The sequence below is a fragment of the Sphaerotilus uruguayifluvii genome (assembly GCF_013294065.1).
Classification (GTDB): Bacteria; Pseudomonadota; Gammaproteobacteria; order Burkholderiales; family Burkholderiaceae_C; genus Sphaerotilus; species Sphaerotilus uruguayifluvii.
The window spans coordinates 1-21,584 of the sequence record NZ_JABSNM010000020.1 but is presented as its reverse complement, the minus strand read 5'-3'; the positions used below and the strand labels follow the sequence as shown (position 1 = coordinate 21,584).

Annotated in this window: 5 protein-coding genes and 1 pseudogene; 3 read left to right on the top strand and 3 right to left on the bottom strand. The window is 71.5% G+C overall.

What is annotated here, in order from left to right; translation table 11 throughout:
* The first annotated feature begins 24 nt into the window (after nucleotides 1-24).
* Entirely contained in the window at nucleotides 25-13,305 is a 13,281-nt protein-coding gene (locus HNQ01_RS18040; protein WP_173806893.1) for a putative Ig domain-containing protein, read from the top strand.
* 2 nt (nucleotides 13,306-13,307) lie between these two features.
* Nucleotides 13,308-14,846: a sensor domain-containing diguanylate cyclase gene (locus HNQ01_RS18035; protein ID WP_173806892.1), complete on the top strand. Its 1,539-nt coding sequence runs from the start codon at nucleotides 13,308-13,310 to the stop codon at nucleotides 14,844-14,846.
* Between the two features lie 21 nt (nucleotides 14,847-14,867).
* Here the strand turns inward: HNQ01_RS18035 and HNQ01_RS18030 are convergent, their stop codons facing one another.
* The 3 genes from HNQ01_RS18030 to dnaG form a co-directional block, all read right to left on the bottom strand.
* Entirely contained in the window at nucleotides 14,868-15,803 is a 936-nt protein-coding gene (locus tag HNQ01_RS18030) for an adenylate/guanylate cyclase domain-containing protein (protein WP_173806891.1), read from the bottom strand.
* A gap of 127 nt (nucleotides 15,804-15,930) precedes the next feature.
* The gene (rpoD, locus tag HNQ01_RS18025) at nucleotides 15,931-18,297 is read right to left on the bottom strand and encodes an RNA polymerase sigma factor RpoD (RefSeq protein ID WP_173806890.1); all 2,367 of its coding nucleotides are present in this window, start codon (nucleotides 18,295-18,297) and stop codon (nucleotides 15,931-15,933) included.
* Between the two features lie 239 nt (nucleotides 18,298-18,536).
* The gene (gene dnaG / locus HNQ01_RS18020) at nucleotides 18,537-20,621 is read right to left on the bottom strand and encodes a DNA primase (protein WP_173806889.1); all 2,085 of its coding nucleotides are present in this window, start codon (nucleotides 20,619-20,621) and stop codon (nucleotides 18,537-18,539) included.
* 59 nt (nucleotides 20,622-20,680) lie between these two features.
* Between dnaG and HNQ01_RS18015 the strand changes: the two are divergent.
* Nucleotides 20,681-21,442: pseudogene (locus tag HNQ01_RS18015) on the top strand (SLC13 family permease); the annotation flags it as partial.
* Between the last annotated feature and the right edge of the window lie 142 nt (nucleotides 21,443-21,584).

Here is a 21,584-nt window from a genome sequence, read left to right as displayed (position 1 = left end):
CGGGCGAGCCCGCCCGTCCGTCCGATGCGTTCCGGCGCTCCGCGTCCCGGTCTCGAGGAGCTCGAGCCGCGTCTGCTGTATTCGGCCGACGCGGCGCTGCTGCTGGGCGGGCTGCCGGTGGCCGACGTGCGCCAGGTCGCCTCGACGTCGACCGCGGCCGCCCCGCTGGCCGACAGCGGCGCGCGCTGGCTGCTGGTCGATCGCCGCGCCGAGGACTGGGACCGCCTGCTGGCCGAGGCGCAGGCCTTGGATCCGGCGCGGCCGCTGCAGCTGCGCTGGGTCGAGCCCGACGAGGACGGTGCCGCGCTGCGCACCGCCGCCGCCGACGGCGGGCAGGCCGCGCTGGTCGCCGCCTGGACCGACGCCGACGGCCGGGCCTGGCTGGGCCGCAGCGCACTCGAGGCCACGCCGCCGGAGCCGGTCGCCGCGCCGGTGGCCGCGGCCCCTGTCGAGGCACAGGTCGAGGCGGGGCCGGCCGAGGACTGGACGCTGAACGCACGGCGGGAGCTGGTCGTCATCGACGGGCGCATCGAGGGCGCCGGGGCGCTGGCGGCGCGGTGGTGGCTCGACGAGGACGCGACCCGCACGCTCGAGGTCGTCGTGACCGATCCGTCGCGCGACGGCCTGACCCAGGTCGGCGAGCTGCTGGCCGCGCGCGAGGGGCTGTCGGCGCTGCATCTGGTCGGCCACGGCACGGCCGGGCAGTTCTCCTTCGGCGGCGACGCGATCGACGCGGGCACGCTGGCGCGGCATGAGGACGCGCTGCGCGCCTGGGGCCGTGCCTTCGCCGAGGGCGGCGACCTGCTGCTCTACGGCTGCGACACCGGCGCGGGCGCGCAGGGCGAGGCGCTGCTCGAGGCGCTGCAGTCGCTGACCGGCACCGACGTGGCGGCCAGCACCGACGCCACCGGCGGCAGCGCCGCCGGCGCCGACTGGGACCTGGAGGCCGCATGCGGCACCGTCGAGACGACGCTGTCCGCGCCGGCGGCCGAGGCCCTGGCGCGCTGGGAAGGGCGGCTGGCGAGCTACACCGTCACCGACTTCACCGACAACCCGTTCTCGTTCTTCACGCTGCGTGCGGCGATCAATTCGGCCAACTCCAGTGCAGGCGCCGACACCATCACCTTCGCCAACTTCGGCGTGCCGATGACGATCGAGCTGAGCTCGATGCTGCCGATGATCACCGGCACCGTGTCGATCGACGCCTCGTCGGGCGGCGCGCCGACCGTGACGCTCGACGGCCGCTTCCTGGGGGGCGGCGCGGACGGGCTGCAGCTCTACAGCGGCTCGGACGGCAGCACCGTGCGCGGTCTGCGCATCCAGAACTTCTCGCAGGACGGCATCGACATTTCCGGCAGCGGCAACCATGTGATCGCCGGCAACTGGATCGGCCTGGACAGCCTGGGCAGCGGCGCCGCCGGCAACCAGCAGGGCGTCAACCTCTGGAACACCAGCGGCAACCGGATCGGCGGCAGCAGCGCCGCCGACCGCAACATCATTTCCGGCAACACCGGGCCGGGCATCTACATCGGGGGCGGCAGCAGCAGCAACCGGGTCCAGGGCAACTGGATCGGCCTGGACAGCGCCGGCACGGCGGCGGTGGGCAACCTGAACTTCGGCATCCTGGTCGAGTCGGCCGGCAACACCCTCGGCGGCACCGGCAGCGGCCAGGGCAACGTGATCGCGGCCACCGTCAACTACGACGGCATCATGCTCGGCTCCGGGGCCTCGGGCACGCTGGTCGCCGGCAACACCCTGGGCCTGAACGCGGCCGGCACCGCAGCGCTCGGCAACGCCCGCGCCGGCCTGCGCGTCGAGTCCTCCGGCAACACCCTCGGCGGCACGGGCAGCAGCGCGCGCAACATCGTCTCGGGCAACGGCGACGGCATCGTGCTGTCGGGCGGGTCGGCCAGCGGCAACCAGATCCTGGGCAACTGGGTCGGTCTGTCGGCCGCCGGCAGCAGCGCGATCGGCAACACCTTCGACGGCATCCGGCTCGAGAACGGCGCCAGCGGCAACACCGTCGGCGGCGCGGCCAGCGGTGCGCGCAACGTCATCAGCGGCAACGGCCGCGACGGCGTGCGCATCACCGACGAGGCCAGCGACGGCAATGCGGTGCTGGGCAACTGGATCGGCAGCAACGCCGCCGGCACCGCGGCGCCGGGCAACGGCGGCGACGGCATCTTCATCCGCAACGGCGCCGACAGCAGCCGCATCGGCGGCGCCGCGCCGGGCGAGGGCAACTGGGTCGTCTCGCCCGGCCTGGTCGGCATCGAGATCGACGGCGGCTCGACTGGCACGACGATCCGCGGCAACCGCGTCGGCACCGACCCGGCCGGCAGCGCCAACTTCGGCGCGCTCCAGAACGGCATCCTGCTCGAGCACGGCGCGGCGCAGTCGTCGATCGTCGAGAACACGGTCGCCTTCAGCGGGCAGGGCGGCGTCTACACCGACGGCATCGACCTGCTGTCCACCGCCGGCAGCGGCAACCTGATCAGCCGCAACACGCTGTACTCGAATGCCGGCCAGGACATCAACCTCGGCGCCGACGGGCTCGACGGCAACGACTCGCTCGACGCCGACAGCGGCGTCAACGACCTGCAGAACCATCCGCTGCTGAGCAGCGCGACGCTGGGCGCCGGCACGCTGCGGGTGCTCGGCCAGCTCGACAGCGCGGCCTCGGCGCTGTACCGGATCGAGTTCTTCGCCGATCCGAGCGGGCAGGGCGATGCGCGCGTCTACCTCGGCCAGACCACGGTCACGTCGGATGCCGGCGGCCGTGCCAGCATCGACGCGCTGCTCGAGGCCAGCCTGGTCGTCGGCGCGACGGTCACCGCGACGGCGACCCGGGTGTCGAGCGGCAGCACCTCGGAGGCGGCCGTGCCGGTCACGGTCGCCGCACGCACCAACACCGCGCCGGGCTTCGTCGCCGCCAGCGGCCAGGTCATCACCCCGGTCAGCGGCGGCGACGACTGGATCCGCACGATGCAGATCCAGGACGACGGCCGCATTCTCGTGGCGGGCTACCAGCCCGGCGCCGGTGGCGCCCAGGACGTGCTGCTGATGCGCTACCGGGCCGACGGCACGCTCGACACCACCTTCGGCAGCGGCGGCCGGGTCACGGTCGCGGCCGCGAGCTTCGGCGGCACCACCGCCCAGGTCTGGGCGATGGCGGTGCAGGCCGACGGCGCGATCGTCCTGGCCGGCCAGGCCACGGTCGGCGGCGTGCAGTACGCGCTGGTGCAGCGCTATCTGGCCGACGGCAGCCTCGACAGCAGCTTCTCCGGCGACGGCACCGCGCTTTGGGGCTACGCTGGCTATGTCTGCGAGGCCAGCGCGGTGGCCATCGACGCGCAGGGGCGCATCGTCATCGCTGGCACCCTCAGCGGTACCACGGCGGTCGCACGGGTGACGGCCGACGGCGTGCTCGACACGTCGTTCGGCGGCGGCAACGGCTACGCCTGGGTCGATGCCGGCAGCGGCGCCGACCTGGTCGGCGCGCTGGCGATCCAGTCCGACGGCCGCATCCTGCTCGGCGGCTCGGCCGGCAACGATCATGCCCTGGTGCGCTGGAACGACGACGGCACGCTGGATGCCGGCTTCGGCAGCGGCGGCATCGTGCGTACCGACGTGGCCGGCGGCTTCGACATGATCCGCGCGCTGGTGGTGCAGGACGACGGCCGCATTCTCGCCGGCGGCTATTCGACCCAGGCAGGCGGCGACATCGACTTCACGCTGCTGCGCTACCTGGCCAGCGGCAGCCTCGACACCGGCTTTTCCGGCGACGGCCGGGTGACGACCGACCTGGGCGGCGCGGACATCGTGCAGGCGATGGTGCGCGACGCCAGCGGCCGCATCGTGCTGGCCGGCTACGACGGCTCGGGCCGGATCGCGCTGGTGCGCCATCTGGCCGACGGCTCGCTCGACACCGCGTTCGGCCAGGGCGGCATCGTCCAGCAGGCGATCGGCGCGAGCTCCGGCGCGGGTGCGCTGGCGCTGCGCCCGGACGGCCGGCTGGTGGCCGCGGGCTGGTCGTCCGATGGCACGCAGCGCGATCCGCTGCTGCTGGGGCTGCTGACCGACGGCTCGCTCGATCCAGGCGTCGGCAGCGCGGCGGCGACGCTGGGCGGAACGGTGGCCTGGACCGAGGACAGCGCCGCGGTCGTGCTCGACGCCGACGTGCGCCTGAACGATGCCGATCTGGCGCAGGCCGGCAGCTACGCCGGCGCGACGCTGACGCTGGCGCGCCAGGGCGGCGCGCAGGCCCAGGACCAGCTCGCCTTCGACGGGCTGGTGGTGACCGTCAGCGGCCCGGCGGTCCTCGTCGACGGCGTGCAGGTCGGCACCTACACCTTCACCGGCGGCCAGATGCAGGTCAGCTTCGGCGCGCAGGCCACGCAGGACCGCGTCGACCGGCTCGCGCGCCACATCGTCTACTGGAACAGCTCGGACGCGCCGCCCGCCAGCGTGACGATCGCCTGGACGCTGGCCGACGGCAACACCGGCGCGCAGGGCAGCGGCGGCGCGCTGGCCGGCGCCGGCAGCGTCACGGTGGCGATCACCGCAGTCAACGACGCGCCGAGCGGCAGCCCGGCCACGATCGCCGTGACCGACACGACGCCGCGCACATTCTCCGCGGCCGACTTCGGCTACAGCGACCCGGAGGGCGACGCGCTGCAGTCGGTCACGATCACCACGCTGCCCGGCAGCGGCGTGCTGATGCTCGACGGGCAGAAGGTCGCCGCCGGCCAGGCGATCGCCGCCGCCGACCTCGGCCGGCTGACCTGGCTGCCGACCGGACTCGTCGGCAGCCTGTCCACCGCCTTCACCTTCCAGGTCCGCGACAGCGGCGGCGCGCTCGACGCGACGCCCGACACGCTCGTGCTGCAGATCACCGCGGTCGACGACGCGCCGCTGCTGGCGCTGGGCGCGGGCAACCGGGTGCAGGATGGCTCCTTCGAGAACGGTGGCGCGAGCTGGAGCAGCAATTCCGGTGCGAGCATCGAGACACTCGGGCTGGACAAGCTGGCCGAGTTCCAGGTTGTCGCACCGCCCGAGGGCAGCCGGTTCGTCGAGATTGAAGGCTTCGGGGCGACCGGCAGCACGCCGAGCTGGATCGAGCAGACGATCGCGACCACCGCCGGCCAGCACTATGTCTTCAGCCTGGCGGCCGCCACCCGCAACCAGTACGACACCGACGACATCGGCGCCCTGTCGGTCGACGGCGTCGAGCTGCTGCGCTTCGCCACGGGCGCCGACTGGAGCCGGCACGCGGTCGGCTTCGTCGCCACGGGCGCCTCGACGACGATCCGCATCAGCTCGCTGGGCTCGATCACCGGCTTCACGGCGCCGGGCGACACCATCGGCCTGCTGGTCGACGACGTGCGCGTCAGCACGGTGGCCGGCTCGGCCGCCTGGACCGAAGGCGCGGCGCCGGTCGTGCTGGCGCCCGAGGCGCTGCCGGTCGATGCCGAGCTCGATGCGCAGGCCGACTGGAGCGGCGCGACGCTGGTGCTGGCCCGCCAGGGGGGCGCCGACGCCAGCGACGTCTTCGGCGCCAGCGGCACGCTGGGCGCGCTGAACGCGGGCGGCGCGCTGCAGCTCGGCGGCATCACGGTGGGCAGCGTCGTCGCGAACTCCGGCGGCCAGCTGAGCCTGGCCTTCGCCGGCGGCGTCGGCGCCGACAGCGTGCGCGACGTGCTGCGCCAGATCACCTGGGCATCCAGCTCCGACGCGCCGCCTGCGACGGTCACGCTCGACTGGCTGCTGTCGGACGGCAGCGCCGCCGCCAGCGCCTCGAGCGTCGTGGCGGTGAGCGCGGTCAACGACGCGCCGGTGCTGACCCTGCCGGGGCGGCAGTCGACGCCGGTCGGCACGGCGCTGGTCTTCGATGCGGCCTCCGGACGGACGCTGCAGGTGGCCGACGCCGATGCCGCGCTGCTGCAGATGACGCTGTCCAGCGACGGTCACGGCCTGCTGACGCTGTCGCGCACCACCGGCCTGAGCTTTTCCGCGGGCGACGGCAGCGCCGACGCGGCGATGAGCTTCAGCGGCACCGCGGCCGCGATCAATGCCGCGCTCGAGGGGCTGAGCTTCGCGCCGTCGCCCGCCTTCCAGGGCAGCGCGACGATCAGCGCCGATGTCAGCGATCTGGGCGGCAGCGGCTCCGGCGGCGTGCTGACCGCCTCCGGCAGCGTCGTCGTCGAGGTCGGCGCGCTGCGCTTCCGCAACGGCAGCGCCGGCTATGCCGGCACGCAGGACACCTATGTCGACGACTCGGCGCCGAACACCGCCAACGGCAGCGCCACCAGCGTGCTGTCCGACGACGGCGCGCCGCGGCAGACCGCGCTGATCCGCTTCGACCAGATCATCGGCAGCGGCGCCGGGCAGATCCTGCCGGGCTCGACCATCACCTCGGCGACGCTGTCGCTGTACGTCACCCACCGCGACGCGCTCGATGCGCTCGTGCTGCACCGGATGCTGGTCGACTGGAGCGAGAGCTCGACCCATGCCTCGCTGGTCGGCGGCGTCCAGGCCGACGGCAGCGATGCCGAGGCCACCGGCATCGCCGTCGATGCCGGCGTCGCCGGCTGGATCGACGTCACGGGGCTGGCCGACGCGGTGCAGTCCTGGGCGAACGGGGCGAGCAACTTCGGCTGGGCGATCGTCTCGACCTCGGCCGATGGCTGGGCCTTCGCGTCCTCCGAGTCGACCGACGTCACGCTGCGCCCGTACCTGACGGTGACCTGGGTCGCCCCGCAGGCGCCGGTCGTCGGCACGAGCGCCGGCAGCGTCACCTACACCGAGAACGCCACGCCGGTGGCCGTCGACCCGGCGCTGACGGTCTCGGACGCCGACAGCACCCAGCTGAGCGGCGCCAGCGTCGTCATCAGCGCCGGCCTGGTGCCCGCGCAGGACGTGCTCGGCTGGACCGCGGTGGCCGGCATCGGCGGCAGCTGGAACGCCGCCACCGGCACGCTCAGCTTCAGCGGCACCGCCTCGCTGGCCGACTACCGCACGCTGCTGCGCTCGGTCACCTACGCCAACGGCAGCGACAGCCCGAGCGGCGCGACCCGCACGATCGGCTTCTCGGTGACCGACCCCACCGGCCTGGGCAGCACCGTCGCCACCCGTACCCTGCAGCTCGTCGCGGTCAACGACGCGCCGACGGTGGTGTCTCCGATCGCCGATCAGTCGGCGACCGAGGACCAGCCGTTCAGCTTCCAGCTGCCGGCCGGCACCTTTGCGGATGTCGACGCAGGCGACACGCTGACCTACACGACGAGCACGCTGCCGAGCTGGCTGAGCTTCGATGCGGCGACACGCACCTTCAGTGGCACGCCGGCCAACGCTGATGTGGGCGCGCTGACGATCACGGTGACGGCGACCGATGTCAGCAACGCTGCGGTCAGCGACACGTTCGTGCTGACGGTGACCAACGTCAACGACGCGCCGACGGTGGCGTCTCCGATCGCCGATCAGGCAGCGACCGAGGATCAGCCGTTCATCTTCCAGCTGCCGGCGGGCACCTTTGCGGATGTCGACGCAGGCGACACGCTGACCTACACGACGAGCGCGCTGCCGAGCTGGCTGACGTTCAACGCGACGACACGCACTTTCAGTGGCACGCCCGCCAACGCCGATGTCGGCACGCTGACGATCACGGTGACGGCCAGGGACGGCAGCAACGCTGCGGTCAGCGACACGTTCGTGCTGACGGTGACCAACGTCAACGATGCGCCGACGGTGGCGTCTCCGATCGCCGATCAGGCGGCGACCGAGGACCAGCCGTTCAGCTTCCAGCTGCCGGCCGGCACCTTTGCGGATGTCGATGCAGGCGACACGCTGACCTACACGACGAGCGCGCTGCCGAGCTGGCTGAGCTTCGATGCGGCGACGCGCACCTTCAGCGGCATGCCGGCCAACGCTGACGTCGGCACGCTGACGATCACGGTGACGGCGACCGATGTCAGCAACGCTGCGGTCAGCGATTCGTTCGTGCTGACGATCGCCAACGTCAACGATGCGCCGACGGTGGCGTCCCCGATCGCCGATCAGGCGGCGACCGAGGACCAGCCGTTCAGCTTCCAGTTGCCGGCGGGCACCTTTGCGGATGTCGATGCGGGTGACACGCTGACCTACACGACGAGCGCGCTGCCGACGTGGCTGACGTTCAACGCGGCGACACGCACCTTCAGCGGCACGCCCGCCAACGCTGATGTGGGCGCGCTGACGATCACGGTGACGGCGACCGATGTCAGCAACGCTGCGGTCAGCGACACGTTCGTGCTGACGGTGGCGAACGTCAACGACGCGCCGACGGTCGCCACGCCGATCGCCGATCAGTCGGCGACCGAGGACCAGCCATTCAGCTTCCAGCTGCCGGCGGGCACCTTTGCGGATGTCGACGCAGGCGACACGCTGACCTACACGACGAGCGCGCTGCCGAGCTGGCTGAGCTTCGATGCGGTGACACGCACCTTCAGCGGCACACCGGCCAACGCTGATGTGGGCGCGCTGACGATCACGGTGACGGCGGCCGATGGCAGCGCCGAAGCGGCCAGCAGCTCGTTCGTGCTGACGGTGGCGAACGTCAACGATGCGCCGACGGTAGCGTCCCCGATCGCCGATCAGTCGGCGACCGAGGACCAGCCGTTCAGCTTCCAGCTGCCGGCCGGCACCTTTGCGGATGTCGATGCGGGTGACACGCTGACCTACACGACGAGCGCGCTGCCGACGTGGCTGACGTTCAACGCGGCGACACGCACCTTCAGCGGCACGCCCGCCAACGCTGATGTGGGCGCGCTGACGATCACGGTGACGGCGACCGATGTCAGCAACGCTGCGGTCAGCGACACGTTCGTGCTGACGGTGACCAACGTCAACGATGCGCCGACGGTCGCCACGCCGATCGCCGATCAGGCGGCGACCGAGGACCAGCCGTTCATCTTCCAGCTGCCGGCGGGCACCTTTGCGGATGTCGATGCCGGCGACACGCTGACCTACACGACGAGCGCGCTGCCGAGCTGGCTGAGCTTCGATGCGGCGACACGCACCTTCAGTGGCACGCCCGCCAACGCTGATGTGGGCGCGCTGACGATCACGGTGACGGCGACCGATGTCAGCAACGCTGCGGTCAGCGATGCCTTCGTTCTGACGGTGACCAACGTCAACGACGCGCCGACGGTGGCGTCCCCGATCGCCGATCAGGCGGCGACCGAGGACCAGCCATTCAGCTTCCAGCTGCCGGCGGGCACCTTTGCGGATGTCGACGCAGGCGACACGCTGACCTACACGACGAGCGCGCTGCCGAGCTGGCTGAGCTTCGACGCGGCGACACGCACCTTCAGCGGCACGCCCGCCAACGCCGATGTCGGCACGCTGACGATCACGGTGACGGCCAGGGACGGCAGCAACGCTGCGGTCAGCGATGCCTTCGTTCTGACGATCGCCAACGTCAACGACGCGCCGACGGTGGCGTCCCCGATCGCCGATCAGGCGGCGACCGAGGACCAGCCGTTCAGCTTCCAGTTGCCGGCGGGCACCTTTGCGGATGTCGATGCAGGCGACACGCTGACCTACACGACGAGCGCGCTGCCGAGCTGGCTGAGCTTCGATGCGGTGACACGCACCTTCAGCGGCACGCCCGCCAACGCCGATGTCGGCACGCTGACGATCACGGTGACGGCCAGGGACGGCAGCAACGCTGCGGTCAGCGATGCCTTCGTTCTGATGATCGCCAACGTCAACGATGCGCCGACGGTGGCGTCCCCGATCGCCGATCAGGCGGCGACCGAGGACCAGCCATTCAGCTTCCAGCTGCCGGCGGGCACCTTTGCGGATGTCGACGCAGGCGACACGCTGACCTACACGACGAGCGCGCTGCCGACGTGGCTGAGCTTCGACGCGGCGACACGCACCTTCAGTGGCACGCCGGCCAATGCTGATGTGGGCGCGCTGACGATCACGGTGACGGCGACCGATGTCAGCAACGCTGCGGTCAGCGACACGTTCGTGCTGACGGTGGCGAACGTCAACGATGCGCCGACGGTGGCGTCTCCGATCGCCGATCAGTCGGCGACCGAGGACCAGCCATTCAGCTTCCAGTTGCCGGCCGGCATCTTTGCGGATGTCGATGCGGGCGATTCGTTGACCTACACGACGAGCGCGCTGCCGACGTGGCTGAGCTTCGACGCGGCGACGCGCACTTTCAGCGGCACGCCGGCCAACGCTGATGTGGGCGCGCTGACGATCACGGTGACGGCGACCGATGTCAGCAACGCTGCGGTCAGCGATTCGTTCGTGCTGACGATCGCCAACGTCAACGATGCGCCGACGGTGGCGTCCCCGATCGCCGATCAGGCGGCGACCGAGGACCAGCCATTCAGCTTCCAGTTGCCGGCGGGCACCTTTGCGGATGTCGATGCGGGTGACACGCTGACCTACACGACGAGCGCGCTGCCGACATGGCTGACGTTCAACGCGACGACACGCACTTTCAGTGGCACGCCCGCCAACGCTGACGTCGGCACGCTGACGATCACGGTGACGGCCAGGGACGGCAGCAACGCTGCGGTCAGCGATTCGTTCGTGCTGACGGTGGCGAACGTCAACGATGCGCCGACGGTCGCCACGCCGATCGCCGATCAGGCGGCGACCGAGGACCAGCCGTTCAGCTTCCAGTTGCCGGCGGGCACCTTTGCGGATGTCGATGCGGGTGACACGCTGACCTACACGACGAGCGCGCTGCCGACGTGGCTGACGTTCAACGCGACGACACGCACCTTCAGCGGCACGCCCGCCAACGCCGATGTCGGCGCGCTGACGATCACGGTGACGGCCAGGGACGGCAGCAACGCTGCGGTCAGCGATGCCTTCGTGCTGACGATCGCCAACGTCAACGATGCGCCGACGGTCGCCACGCCGATCGCCGATCAGTCGGCGACCGAGGACCAGCCGTTCAGCTTCCAGTTGCCGGCGGGCACCTTTGCGGATGTCGATGCGGGTGATTCGTTGACCTACACGACGAGCGCGCTGCCGACGTGGCTGACGTTCAACGCGGCGACACGCACCTTCAGCGGCACGCCCGCCAACGCCGATGTCGGCGCGCTGACGATCACGGTGACGGCAACTGATGTCAGCAACGCTGCGGTCAGCGATGCCTTCGTGCTGACGGTGGCGAACGTCAACGACGCGCCGACGGTCGCCACGCCGATCGCCGATCAGTCGGCGACCGAGGACCAGCCGTTCAGCTTCCAGCTGCCGGCCGGCACCTTTGCGGATGTCGACGCAGGCGACACGCTGACCTACACGACGAGCACGCTGCCGACGTGGCTGAGCTTCGACGCGGCGACACGCACCTTCAGTGGCACGCCCGCCAACGCTGACGTCGGCGCGCTGACGATCACGGTGACGGCCAGGGACGGCAGCAACGCTGCGGTCAGCGACACGTTCGTGCTGACGGTGACCAACGTCAACGACGCGCCGACGCTGCAGGCGGGCGAGGCGTTGCGGGTGGAGGAGGGCGGGGCGCGCGTTCTGACGCCGGCGGATCTGGTGGCTGCCGACGACGACGATGCGCTGCGTTCGCTGGTGTTCGAGCTGGCCGGCGGGCCGCAGGCGGGACGGGTGGAGCGGGTCGATGCGCCTGGCGTGGCGATCGATCGCTTCGATGGCGCGGCGCTGGCCGACGGGCGGGTCCGCTATGTGCATGACGGCAGCGAGACGACGGCCGATGCGATCGAGCTGCGCGTGCGCGACGCGGCGGGTGCGGCCTCGGCCGCGGTTCGGCTCGACATCGTCGTCACGCCGGTCGACGACGAGACGCCGGTGATCGTCTCGAACGGCGGTCAGGCCGAGGTGGTGATCGATCAGCCCGAGAACGCGGCCTGGCAGATGACGATGCAGGCGAGCGACGCCGACCGGCCGGCCTCGGCGCTGCAGTGGCGCATCGCCGGCGGGGCGGATGCGGACCGTTTCGCGATCGACGCCGACAGCGGCGCGCTGCGGCTGCTCGGCAGCGTCGACCGCGAGGATCCGCGGGACGCCGACCGGGACAACCGCTACGAGGTGCTGGTCGAGGTGTCCGACGGTGCGCGCTCGGCGTCGCAGCGGGTGCTGCTGCGCATCACCGACGTGGACGAGGCACCGACGCTGGGCGTGGGCGTGCTGCGGGTCGACCAGGGCATGGGCGCGCGGCTGGACGGCTCGGTGCTGCGGGCGAGCGATGTCGACACCAGCGCGGCCTCGCTGGTCTATGTCGTCGAGTCGGTCGAGCACGGCCGCTTCATCGAGGCCGGGCGCCCCGACGTGACGCTCGGCCGCTTCAGCCAGGCCGACGTCGATGCCGGTCGGGTGCTGTTCCTGCATGACGAGAACGCCCTGGCGGCGCGCTTCAGCGTCCGGCTGTCGGACGGCGCCAGCCTGTCCGGACCGTTCACCGTCGAGGTCGTCGTGCGCGAGCGCGCCTACGAGCCGGCCTCGATGCCTGCGGTGGACCGGCCCGCGACCCCTGCCGGTCCGGCGCGGCCGGGTGCGCAGGCGCCGGGGGCGGAGCCGGCGGACAGGGCCGTCGCTGGCGACATGGTCGAGCCGCCCGATCTGGCGCTGCTGCGGCTGCAGGAGTCCGACGGCCGCGCGGCGACGCTGCGGGCCGCCGTGATGCGTCATGTCGCCTCTTCGGACGAGACGGCGCCGGCCGGCGAGGAGGACGCGGCGCAGGACGCGATGGTGCCGGCCGGTGCGCGTGCCGCCCGTCCGGGGCCGCGCGGCACGCAGGACACGCCCTCGCCGCGTGGTGGCGACGAGACCGAGCGGCGTGCCGGCCTGGTCGACCTGATGCGCCTGCCCGCCGGCGATCTGCTGGTGCTGCTCGACATCTCGCTGGACCTGAGCGGCTTCGCGTCGGGCTCGCTGCTGCATCCGGGCGCCGGTCCGGGCGATGCGGTCCACGGCGGGGGCGCCGGCGGGCGGGCCGCGGAGGTCGGCGGCATGGATTCGCTGCCCGAACTGCTGCAGTGGGACAGCGGCACGGCGACCCGCGCCGGCAGCCTGGCGATGTCGGCCGGCCTGCTGTACTGGGCCACGCGGGCGGGCGGGCTGGCGGCCAGCCTGTCGTTCGCGTCGCCGGTGTGGTGGCGGCTCGATCCGCTGCCGGTGCTGCGCAGCGGCGGCCCGGCCCGGGCCCGCGGAGCCGGCCGTGTCCCGGCCGGTAACGAGCCCGAATGGCGCGACACCACCCTGTCGGGTGCGCTGGCCGGACTGGCCGAGGACCTGCTCGAGCGTCGTCAACGCGACGAGGAATGATGATGTCCCTGCCGAAGATGCCCCCGCTGCTGCACCGCTGGCTGCGCGTGCCCGATACCGTGACCCGGCTGTCGATCGGGGTGTCGGCGCTGGTGCTGCTGTGCCTGATGACGATCGACTCGCTGTTCGGCCTAGTCGCCGATCCGGCGGCGCGCGAATCGGCCCGGCGCATGGCGGTCAGCCAGACGCTCGCCGACCAGCTGATGATCTCGGCGACCCGGCTGGGCGAGCGCGAGGTGATCGAGATGCTCAACGCCTTCCGCCGCCGCGAGACGCAGGCGCGCGCGATCGCGCTGCGCTCGGCCGACGGCGAGGTGCCGGCCGCCAGCGGCCTGATGCGTCCGCGCGGCGATGCGCAGGTCATGTCGCTGGATGTGCCGGTCATGCTGCAGGGCCGGCCCTGGGGCGCGCTGGAGCTGCAGTGGACGCCCATTCCCGGCGAGAGCTGGCCGGGCCGGCTGTGGACGCTGCCGACGCTGTGGCCGCTGCTGGCCTTCGTCGGCATCGCCGCGCTGCTGCGCCTGTACCTCGGCCGGGTGCTGCGCCAGCTCGATCCGGACGCCGCGGTGCCGGACCGGGTGCGATCGGCCTATGACACGCTGACCGAGGGCGTGCTGATCCTCGACGACCAGGGGCGCATCCTGCTGATGAACAAGGCCGTCGGCGAGCTGACCGGTCGCCGCGACGTGCATCTCGGGCGCCAGCTCGAGGAGCATGGCTGGTTCGCCGACGAGGTGCGCTTCGACGACGGACAGGTGCCGTGGCAGATGACGCTCGACGACAACACGGTGGTCGAGCGCCGGCGCATGACGATCGGGCAGGGCGAGCGCCAGCGCATCGTGCTGGTGACCTGCTCGCCGGTCGGCGAGGCGGGGCGCCGCCGCGGGCTGAGCGGCTGCCTGGTGGTGCTGGCCGACCAGACCTCGCTCGAGCGTGCGCATGACCAGATCGCGCGCGCGATGCGCGACCTGCAGTCCGCGCACGAGCAGATCCGCCTGAAGAACGAGGAGCTGTTCCGCCTGGCCACCCGCGATCCGATGACCGGCTGCCTGAACCGGCGCGCCTTCTTCGAGCAGGCCGGTGCGCTGAAGGAGCGCTGCAACCTCGAGGGCCGACCGGTCGCCGCGGTGATGTGCGACATCGACCACTTCAAGAGCTTCAACGACCGCTACGGCCACGCGATCGGCGACGAGGTCATCAAGGCGGTCGCCGGCATCTACAACGGCAGCGCGCGCGAGGCCGATCTGGTCTGCCGCTACGGCGGCGAGGAGTTCTGCGTGCTGCTGCCGGACTGCGAGGAGGAGGTCGCGCTGGCGATCGCCGACACGCTGCGCCGCCTGGTGCAGGACACCGCCGGCGACGGCATCGACCATGATCCGCGGCTGACGGTCACCTCGAGCTTCGGCGTCGCGGTGACCCGCTCGACCCGCGTCGGGCTGGAGGTACTGATCGACCAGGCCGACCAGGCGCTCTACCAGTCCAAGCGCAACGGCCGCAACCGCTGCACGCTGCACGAGGAGAAGGTGGCCGAGCCGGCCTGAGCCGGGCCGCCCGGCGCCGGCTCAGAGCGGCAGCGGATCGGTGTCGTCGAAGCGCAGGACCTCGAAGCTGACGGTCGGCGCGTTGATGATGTTGGGGCTGACGCCCAGGCAGATGATGCCGCGGCCATGCAGCGTGCAGGCGCCGCGGCGCAGCGTGACCACCTCGGACTGCCGGCCGAAGCGCACATAGGTGCCGTTGGAGCTCAGGTCGGTGAGCTGGAAGTTGCCGCTGTGCCACTCGATGCGGGCGTGCACCCGCGAGACGCGGCTGTCGTCGAGGCAGTAGGCCGCCTCGTGGCTGCGACCGATGATGACCGGCAGGTTGCGCACCGTGTGGATGCGCGAGACGCCCTCGCAGACCAGCCGGATGCCTTCGGGCACGGTGGCCGGCGCGGTGTCGCCGAACATCGTCGACATCGGGTCCGGACCGGAGCGGCGCGCCTCGAAGCGCCAGACCTCGACCGGCTCGACCCGCCCGCGCAGGTGCAGCCGCTCGAGCCGGCGGAAGCGCTCGCGCACGTCGGGCGCCAGCACCGCCAGCGTCTGCGAGGTGATCAGCGTCTCGTTGTCGCCGGCATGGTCGAGCAGCCGCGCGGCGACGTTGACCGCATCACCGAAGCAGTCGCCGGCGACCTCGATGACCTCGCCGTGCGCCATCGCGATCTGCACGCGCATCACCGGGCTGCGCGACGGGCGCGCCGAGCCCATGACCCGCTCGAGCGACTCGTGGACTTCCTCGGCCGCACGCACCGCACCGGCCGGGTGCGGAAACATCGCCATCAGGCCATCGCCGAGGGTCTTGATCACGCGGCCGCCCTGTCCCTCCATGATCCGTGCGACGACGGCCACGCTGTGGGTGACGACCGTCGCGGCCTCGGCATTGCCCAGGCTCTCGTACAGGGACGTGCTGCCGCGCAGATCGGCAAAGAGAACGGTGCAAGTGACGGTCTGCGACATGACGCGAGTTTACCTTGCCGATTCGTGAAGCAGTGCGCATCCAAAGGTTGCAGAAGTGATAAGGCCCCGCGAACGCGGGGCCTCGGGCAGGGGGCGCGGCCCCCGCACGTCTGCAGGGATCAGCCGATCACAGATTGTCCAGATAGGTGCGCAGCTTGTCCGAGCGGCTCGGGTGCTTGAGCTTGCGGATCGCCTTGGCCTCGATCTGGCGGATGCGCTCGCGGGTGACGTCGAACTGCTTGCCGACCTCTTCCAGCGTGTGGTCGGTGGACATCTCGATGCCGAAGCGCATGCGCAGCACCTTGGCCTCGCGCGGGGTGAGGCTGTCGAGGATGTCGCGCACCACGTCGCGCAGGCCCGACTGCATCGCGGCCTCGATCGGCGCGGTGTTGTTGGTGTCCTCGATGAAGTCGCCCAGGTGGCTGTCGTCGTCGTCCCCGATCGGCGTCTCCATGGAGATCGGCTCCTTGGCGATCTTCATGATCTTGCGGATCTTGTCCTCGGGCATGTCCATCTTCTCGGCCAGCACCGGCGCGTCCGGCTCGTAGCCGAACTCCTGCAGGTGCTGACGCGAGATGCGGTTCATCTTGTTGATCGTCTCGATCATGTGAACCGGGATGCGGATGGTGCGGGCCTGGTCGGCGATCGAGCGGGTGATGGCCTGGCGGATCCACCAGGTGGCATACGTCGAGAACTTGTAGCCGCGGCGGTATTCGAACTTGTCGACCGCCTTCATCAGGCCGATGTTGCCTTCCTGGATCAGGTCGAGGAACTGCAGGCCGCGGTTGGTGTACTTCTTGGCGATCGAGATCACCAGGCGCAGGTTGGCCTCGATCATCTCGCGCTTGGCCTCGCGCGAGCTGGCCTCGCCCTCGTTCATGCGCTTGTTGATCTCCTTGAGGTGCTCGATCGGGACGATCGCGCGCTTCTGCAGGTCGATCAGCTTCTGCTGCAGCTCCTGCACCGCCGGCAGGTTGCGGCCCAGCACCGCGCTGTAGCCCTTGCCGGTGGCGATCTCGCCCTCGGCCCAGGCCAGGTTCAGCATGTTCGGCGGGAAGACCTTGATGAAGTGCTCCTGCGGCATGCCGCAGCGGTCGACCACGATCTTGCGCAGCTCGCGCTCGTAGCGGCGCACGTCGTCGACCTGCGAGCGCAGCAGGTCGCACAGCCGCTCGATGGTCTTGACGGTGAAGCGGATGGTCATCAGCTGGGCGCTGATGGCGTCCTGCGCGGCGTCGTAGTCCTTCGAGCGGTAGCCGTCGGCCTCGATGGCGGCGCGCATGCGCGCGTACTCGGTGCGGATGGAGTCGAAGCGCGACAGCGCCTGGTTCTTCATCTCCTCGAGCTTCTTCGTCAGCGCCTTGGAGGTGCCGGCGCCTTCCTCCTCGTCCTCGTCGAACTCGTCGAAGTCTTCCTCGGCGACGTAGTCGTCGGCTTCCTCCGACGACACGAAGCCGTCGACCGCCTCGGAGATCTGCATCTCGCCGGCGCGGATGCGGTCGGCCATCGCCAGGATCTCGTCGATGGTGGCGGGCGAGGCGGAGATCGCCAGCATCATCGCCTGCAGGCCGCCCTCGATGCGCTTGGCGATCTCGATCTCGCCCTCGCGCGTCAGCAGCTCGACCGTGCCCATCTCGCGCATGTACATGCGCACCGGGTCGGTGGTGCGGCCGAACTCGGAGTCGACGGTCGACAGCGCGGCTTCGGCTTCCTCCTCGGCTTCTTCTTCCGTGGCCGTGGTGGTGTTGCCGCCGGCGATCAGCAGCGTGGCGGCGTCGGGCGCCTGCTCGTAGACCGCGATGCCCATGTCGTTGAGCATCGAGATGATGGCCTCCAGGATCTCGTTCTCGACCAGCTTCTCGGGCAGGTGGTCGTTGATCTCCTGGTGCGTGAGGTAGCCGCGCGTCTTGCCCATCTTGATGAGGGTCTTGAGCTCCTGGCGGCGCTTGGCGACTTCCTCTTCGGTCAGGGTGGTCTCGTCGAGGCCGAACTCGCGCATCAGCGCGCGCTCCTTGGCGCGGCTGACCTTCATGCGCAGCGGCTTGGCCTTGGGCTTGTCGACCTCGCCGGTGCCTTCGTCCTCGGTCGCGCTCTCGGCTTCCGGATCGGCCTCGACATCGCCCTCGACGTCGCCCTCGACGTCCAGGTCGCCGTCCAGGTCGGTGAAGTCGTCGTCGCCGCCGCCCTCGATGCCGGGCTTCTTCTTCGCGTCGGTCGGCTTCTTGGCGGCTTCGGTCTTCTTCGCGGCCTCGGCGGTCACCGCCTTGGGCTTGCGGCCGCGGCGCACGACGACCGGTTCCTCCGACGGGGCAGCGGCGGCGGCAGCCGGGGTCACCGGTGCCGGAGCGGCAGCGGCCACGGCCGGGGTGGCCGTGGCGGCTTCGGGCTTGACGGCCTTGACCGCACGCACCACGCGCACGGTGCGCGGAGCGGCGGCCGGGGCGGCGGCGCTGTTCGTCGGGGAAGTCTGGTCGGGGCTGTTCTTCGCGGTCATGCGATTCCTCGGCTGGGGTGCTCGGATACGGTGAGGCTTTGAGCCCGCAACTCAAGTCCGAGAAGCCGCGGACCTTTCGGCACGCGGCGCGGACTCTGCGTTCGGGCGGGCAAGCTGGCGTGGACGTTCTCGGGTGCAGCGCTGGCGGGGAGGGTGGCCTTCATGTCATGCCCGTGTCGCGGGTGGCCGGGGCCGGCAGGCGCTGCTGTCACTCTTGCCGCATCGAAACCAACCTTCGATTATACAGCGCTGCCGCTGAGCCTCGATTTCAGCGCCGCCCTCAGGGCATTGAGCTCGGCGGCGCGGGTGCGCGCCTCGTCCGACAGGGGACCGGACTCGAGCAGCAGGTTCCATTCGTCGGCGATCTGCTCGAGCCGCAGCCGGTCGATCAGCACCGGCAGGTCGCCGGCCGCCGGCAGGCTGCCCAGCGCGAGCAGGCGCTCCATGCGCGCCAGCAGCGTGCCGGTGCCGGCCTCCTCGGCCTCGCCGCGCAGCAGCGGCAGCAGCTCCTCGGGCGGCAGCGCGCCCTCGTCGTGCAGCAGCTGCTCCAGCCGCGAGAACAGCGCGCCGTGCGGCGCGGGCTGCTGCACCAGCTGGTCGTGCATCTCGGCGGGCAGCGTCTCCCAGGCCGCCAGGCCGCAGGTCAGCGTCCAGGCGATCTGGTCGAGCAGCGAGGCGGTGCGTGGCGGCGTGCTGCGCGGCGAGGCGGTGGCATCGCCGCCGCGGCGATCGCGCCAGCGGCCGCGTTCACGCTCGCCGTCACGGCCCTCGCGGTCGCGCCGGAAGGGGCGGCCGTTGCCGCGCTCGAAGCGCCGGTGTGCCGGCGTGCCGTCGTCGCGCGGGTCGTAGCCGAGCGGATCCTGCGCGACGGCCTCGGCCGGCGGCGTGTGGTCGTCGGGCGGAATGTCGTCCCACTCGGGCGGCGGGGCGGGCGCGCGATCGGTCTCGACCCGGGCGCGGGCCGGCTCCTGGCGGCGCGCCGTCGGCTCGCCGGCCGCGCGGGCCGGGCCGTGGCCGGGGCGGCCGGCGGCGCTCCAGTGCCGCTCCAGCACCTCGGACGAGACGCCGCCGTCGCGCGCCAGCTCGTCGAGCAGCTGCGTCTTCAGCAGGCCCTCCGGAATCAGCTCGAACAGCGGGCGGGCCTGCGCGAGCATGCGGGTGCGGCCCTCCGGCGTCGTCAGGTCGCAGCCCTCGGCGGCGATGGCGCGCAGCTGGCGCGACAGCGGCACCGCCTCATTGATGCACTGCTCGAAGGCCTCGGTGCCGTGCTCGCGGATGAAGGTGTCCGGATCGTGCTCGGCCGGCAGGAAGAGGAAGCGGAAGCTGCGGGTGTCGCCGACATGCGGCAGCACCGCCTCCATCGCGCGCGCCGCCGCCCGCCGCCCGGCCGCGTCGCCGTCGAAGCTGAAGACCAGGTGCTCGGCGAAGCGCAGCAGCTTGGCCACATGGTCGGCGGTGCAGGCGGTGCCCAGCGTCGCCACCGCGTTGCCCACGCCGAGCTGCGCCAGCGCCACCACGTCCATGTAGCCTTCGGTGATCAGGATGAAGCCGCGCTGGCGGATCGCCGCGCGCGCCTCGAACAGGCCGTAGAGCTCGCGGCCCTTCAGGAAGACCGGCGTCTCGGGCGAGTTGAGGTATTTGGGCTCGCCCTTGTCCAGCACCCGCCCGCCGAAGCCGATGACCTCGCCCTTCGGGTTGCGGATCGGGAACATGATCCGGTCGCGGAAGCGGTCGTAGCGGCGCTGCTCGCCGGCCTCGTCCTGCAGGATGACCAGGCCGGACTCGACCAGCTTGGGGTCGTCGTATTCGCCGAAGGCGCTGGCCAGGCCGTGCCAGCCCGCCGGCGCGTAGCCCAGGCCGAAGCGCGCGGCGATCTCGCCGGTCAGGCCGCGGCCCTTCAGATAGTCGATCGCGCGGCGGCTGCCCTTGAGCTGGCCGCGGTAGTGGCGGCAGGCCTTGGCGAGCACGTCCACCAGCGAGAGCTGCTTCTCCCGGGCCTGGGCGGCACGCTCGCGCTCGCGCGGGTCGCGGTCGTCGTCGGGCACGGTCAGGCCCAGCTCGCCGGCCAGATCCTTGACCGCCTCGACGAAGCCCAGGCCGCCGTGCTCCATCAGGAAGCCGACCGCGTTGCCGTGCACGCCGCAGCCGAAGCAGTGGTAGGTCTGGCGCGAGGGGCTGACGACGAAGCTGGGCGACTTCTCGCCGTGGAAGGGGCACAGGCCCTTGTAGTTGATGCCGGCCTTCTTCAGCGGCACGGCGCGGCCCACCACGTCGACGATGTCGGCGCGGGAGAGCAGGTCCTGGATGAAGCCTTGGGGTATCACGCGGCGGAGTCTAGCGGAGCGACCGGAGCGCCCTCGGCGGCCCTTCCTAGAATGCCGCGATGTCCCTGCCCGCGCTCCTGTTCTCCGAAGGCCTGCACGATGCCTATGTGCTGGCCGTCTTCGCCACCGTCTATCTCGGCATGATCCTGGGCGGCCTGCCGCGGCTGCATCTCGACCGCACCGGCGTGGCGCTGCTGGGCGCGATCGCCATCGTCGGCGCCGAGGTGATGACCCCTGAGGCCGCCGCCCGCGCGATCCACCTGCCGACGATCCTGCTGCTGTTCTCCTTCATGGTGATCTCGGCGCAGATGCGCCTGGGCGGCTTCTACGGCGCGGTGACCCGGCGCATCGCGGCGCTGCCGGTGGGACCGGCGGCGCTGATGGGCGTGGTGATCGCGGTGTCGGCGGTGCTGTCGGCGGTGTTCTCCAACGACATCGTCTGCCTGGCTGTGGCGCCGGTGCTGGCCGAGGCCTGCCTGCGCCGGCGGCTCGATCCGGTGCCCTTCCTGCTCGGGCTGGCCTGCGCGAGCAACATCGGCTCGGCCGCGACGCTGATCGGCAATCCGCAGAACATGCTGATCGGCGAGGTGCTGAAGATGCCGTTCGCCGGCTATGCGCTGCAGGCGATCGGGCCGGTGCTGGCGGGGCTGGCCGCGCTGTGGGCGCTGCTGGCCGTGTCGATGCGCCGCACGCCGCCGGTGGCCGATCCGGATCCGGCGCAGCTCGCCGCCCTCACCGCCGAGGTGCAGCCCTTCGACCGCTGGCAGACGGCCAAGGGCCTGGTCGTGGCGCTGGCGCTGGTCGGGGTGTTCTTGTTCACCGACTGGCCGCGCGACGTGGCCGCGCTGGTGGGCGCCGGCGTGCTGCTGCTGAGAGCGTGTTCACGATCTCCTGAGGAGCAAGGCCAGAAAGGCGAGATGGACGAACTGCAGGCTGGTGTTGAGCCAGCGCTCGCAGTTCTTC

Bases quoted from the DNA above. Each gene is read 5' to 3' on its own strand.
- HNQ01_RS18040 (WP_173806893.1), top strand. From the start codon at position 25: ATGCGTTCCGGCGCTCCGCGTCCCGGTCTCGAGGAGCTCGAGCCGCGT.
- HNQ01_RS18035 (WP_173806892.1), top strand. From the start codon at position 13,308: ATGTCCCTGCCGAAGATGCCCCCGCTGCTGCACCGCTGGCTGCGCGTG.
- HNQ01_RS18030 (WP_173806891.1), bottom strand. From the start codon at position 15,803: ATGTCGCAGACCGTCACTTGCACCGTTCTCTTTGCCGATCTGCGCGGC.
- rpoD (WP_173806890.1), bottom strand. From the start codon at position 18,297: ATGACCGCGAAGAACAGCCCCGACCAGACTTCCCCGACGAACAGCGCC.